Source organism: Amycolatopsis sp. NPDC051373, from assembly GCF_040689465.1.
Lineage (GTDB): Bacteria > Actinomycetota > Actinomycetes > Mycobacteriales > Pseudonocardiaceae > Amycolatopsis.
In genome coordinates this window covers 1-3,006 of record NZ_JBFBAE010000068.1, presented here as the reverse complement: position 1 = coordinate 3,006, position 3,006 = coordinate 1, and the positions used below count along the sequence as shown (strand labels likewise).

The 3,006-nt window shown below is 71.6% G+C and carries 4 protein-coding genes; all 4 read left to right on the top strand.

The annotated features are described in order from the left end of the window. Window positions 1-261: sensor histidine kinase (locus AB0383_RS49990; protein ID WP_366191698.1), on the top strand; the 261-nt coding region annotated here is incomplete at its 5' end. A gap of 49 nt (window positions 262-310) precedes the next feature. After that, entirely contained in the window at window positions 311-1,717 is a 1,407-nt protein-coding gene (locus AB0383_RS49985; RefSeq protein WP_366191696.1) for a ferredoxin reductase family protein, read from the top strand. 11 nt (window positions 1,718-1,728) lie between these two features. After that, on the top strand, window positions 1,729-2,169 hold the full coding sequence (locus tag AB0383_RS49980; protein ID WP_366191694.1) for an FMN-binding protein: 441 nt from the start codon (window positions 1,729-1,731) through the stop codon (window positions 2,167-2,169). Then, window positions 2,166-2,900, top strand: a complete 735-nt coding sequence (locus AB0383_RS49975) for an FAD:protein FMN transferase (protein WP_366191692.1) — start codon at window positions 2,166-2,168, stop codon at window positions 2,898-2,900. Before AB0383_RS49980 ends, AB0383_RS49975 begins: the two co-directional genes overlap by 4 nt. Window positions 2,901-3,006 lie beyond the last annotated feature (106 nt).

Here is a 3,006-nt window from a genome sequence, read left to right as displayed (position 1 = left end):
GGACAGATCGAAGTCCTCGACCGCGGTCCCGGGATTCCCGCGCAGGACCTGCCGCACGTCTTCGACCGCTTCCACCGCGCCGACGCGGCCCGGGCATTGCCGGGCTCCGGGCTCGGGCTGGCGATCGTGCGCGAAACAGCCGCGGCGCACGACGGAGCGGTCATCGCCCGCCTGCGCTCGGGGGGTGGGGCCGTCGTGGGGTTCAGTGTCGACGGTGATCGACTCTTACCGTCTTCTCACCCAGATCACGCCGGAGACTAACCGCGCTCCGCAAAGGTGGTGACACCACGAACACCACCAGGAGCACCCGATGTCCACCGTTCCCCTCGCGATCCGGCCCGGCGAAGTTCCCGCCACGCGCCGGGTCCGTCCGCTCCACCGGTGGTGGCGCGACGCCGCCGGGCTGGCGGCCTGGGCGATGCTCCTGTTCGTCGCGGCGCTGTGGGTTTCGGACCAGGGCGTGCAGCAGCTGGGAAACGTAGCGGCCGCGCTCACGTCGACGGGCCGGCTGACCGGCCTGCTGGCCGCCGCGCTCTTGCTGCTGCAGGTGCTGCTGATGGCGCGGATCCCGTGGGTCGAGCGCAGCTACGGCCAAGACGCGCTGGCGCGCCGGCACCGGCTCACCGGGTTCACCTCGTTCGTGCTGCTGTGCCTGCACATCGTCCTGATCTCGCTCGGCTACGCCGCGACCGACCACACCGGACTTCTCGCCGAAGTGTGGGATCTCGTGACCACGTACCCGGGCATGCTGCTGGCGACCGCCGGCACGGCCGCGCTCGTCCTGGTCGTCGTCACGTCGGTCCGGGCCGCGCGGCGCCGGTTGAGGTACGAGTCGTGGCACCTGCTGCACCTCTACGCCTACCTCGGTGTCGGCCTCGCCCTGCCGCACCAGCTGTGGACGGGCGAGGACTTCACCGCCTCGGCCACGGCGACCGTGTTCTGGTGGAGCGCCTACGCCGCCGCCGCCGGAGCGCTGCTGGTGTTCCGCGTGGCACTCCCGCTTGCGCTCAGCCTGCGGCACCGCCTTGTGGTCGACCGCGTGGTGCCCGAAGGTGCCGGCGTCGTATCCGTGTATCTGCGCGGGCGCCGGCTCGACCGGCTGAAAGTGGTGGCAGGACAGTTCTTCGTGTGGCGGTTCCACGGTGCCGGGTGGACGCGCGGCAAGCCGTTCTCCCTCTCCGCCGCACCGGACGGCCACCGCCTCCGGATCACCGCCCGGGACCTCGGCCCCGGCAGCGCGCGGCTCGCGGCTCTGCCCGTGGGGACGCGAGTGTGGTTCGAAGGCCCGTACGGCGCCCTCACCGGCAGCGTCCGAACAGGACGCAAGATCACGATGTTCGCCTCCGGGATCGGGATCACACCGTTGCGGGCACTTCTGGAAGAACTGCCCTACGAGCCCGGCGAAGCCGTGCTGTTCTACCGGTTCTCCTCCCCCGCGCACGCGCTGTTCCACCACGAGCTCGAGCACCTCGCACGGACCCGTGGAGTGCGGATCCACTACCTGCCGGGCCACCGCGCTCGCGGGCGCGCTTCGTGGCTACCCGCGCTCTACGCCTCCGTGCCCGACCACACCATCTTGCGCTACTTCGTGCCCGACATCGCCGAGCACGACGTGATCATCTGCGGCCCCACCGCGTGGGCAAGCGCCGTGAGCGAATCCGCGCAGCAGTGCCGGGTACCGCGAGAGCGGGTCCACTTCGAACAGTTCGCTTGGTAGGAGCTCCGGACATGCGAAGAATCGCCATCGCCATCGCGGCCACCGTGTCGATCGTCGTCCTGCTGTTCAGCTACCGCACGAGCACGAACCAGACCTCGGTCACCGCGCAGCTACCCGGTGTCGTCCGGTCGCCTTCGACCTCGGCGCCGTCGGCCCCCTCCGCAACCGGCTCGGGTGCCGGCACGTTCACCGGCGCGGCCGCCGACACGCCGTATGGCTCGGTCCAGGTCGAGATCACCGTGGCAGGCGGGAAGATCACGGCCGCGCGCGTGCTGCAGGTGCCCCAGGAGTCCGGCCGCGACGTGCGCATCAACTCCGCCGCGGTGCCGGTCCTGAACCAGGAGGTACTGCAGGCGCAGAGCGCGCAGATCGACACCGTCAGCGGCGCGACCTACACCTCGCAGGGCTACCTCCAGTCCCTCCAATCCGCGATCGACGCGGCCCACCGGTGACCGGGCCGGACCGGCGCGCATGGATGCGCGTGATCATGGGCATGCCGATCAGCCTGCACCTGCGAGGCCCGGGTGTCCGCACCGACGTCGCGGCGGAATCCGTTGTCGCGGAGGTGTTCTCGTACCTGTGCACGATCGACCGGCTGTTCAGCCTCCACCGGCCCGGCAGCGAAGTCAGCCGCATCCGCCGCGGCGAACTCCCGCCCGGCGATCGGCATCCGTGGGTCCGCGAAGTCGCGCGACTGTGCGTCGAAGCCCGTGAGCGCACCGACGGCTGGTTCGACGCCGACCTCCCCGCCGGCTACGACCCGTCCGGACTCGTCAAGAGCTGGGCCGCCCAGACCGCCGCCACGTTCCTCGACGGGCTGCCGGACCACGACTACTGCCTCAACGCGGGCGGCGACGTCGTGGTCGCCGTGCATGCCCTGGATTCGGCGGCGTGGCGCGTCGGCGTCGAAGACCCCCGCGACCGCGGCCGCCTGCTGGCCGTGCGAACCGTACGCGCGGGCGGCGTGGCCACGTCCGGCACGGCGGCTCGCGGCCACCACATCGTCGATCCCCACACCGGCGCCCCTGCGCGGGCCCTGATGTCCGCGACGGTCGCCGGCCCGAGCCTGCTGTGGGCCGACGTCTACGCCACCGCCGCCATCGCCCGCGGCGGCAACGTCGAACGCTGGGTACGCGCCCGAGCTCCCGGCTACGAAGCCTGCGCCGTCGTCCGCTGTCCCTGAACCCCGTCACTGCTCGAAGGAACCGATGACCACGCTCAACGGCCTGCCCGCCCACATCCTGCTCGTGCACGCCATCGTCGTGCTGCTCCCCCTCGCCGCGCTGCTG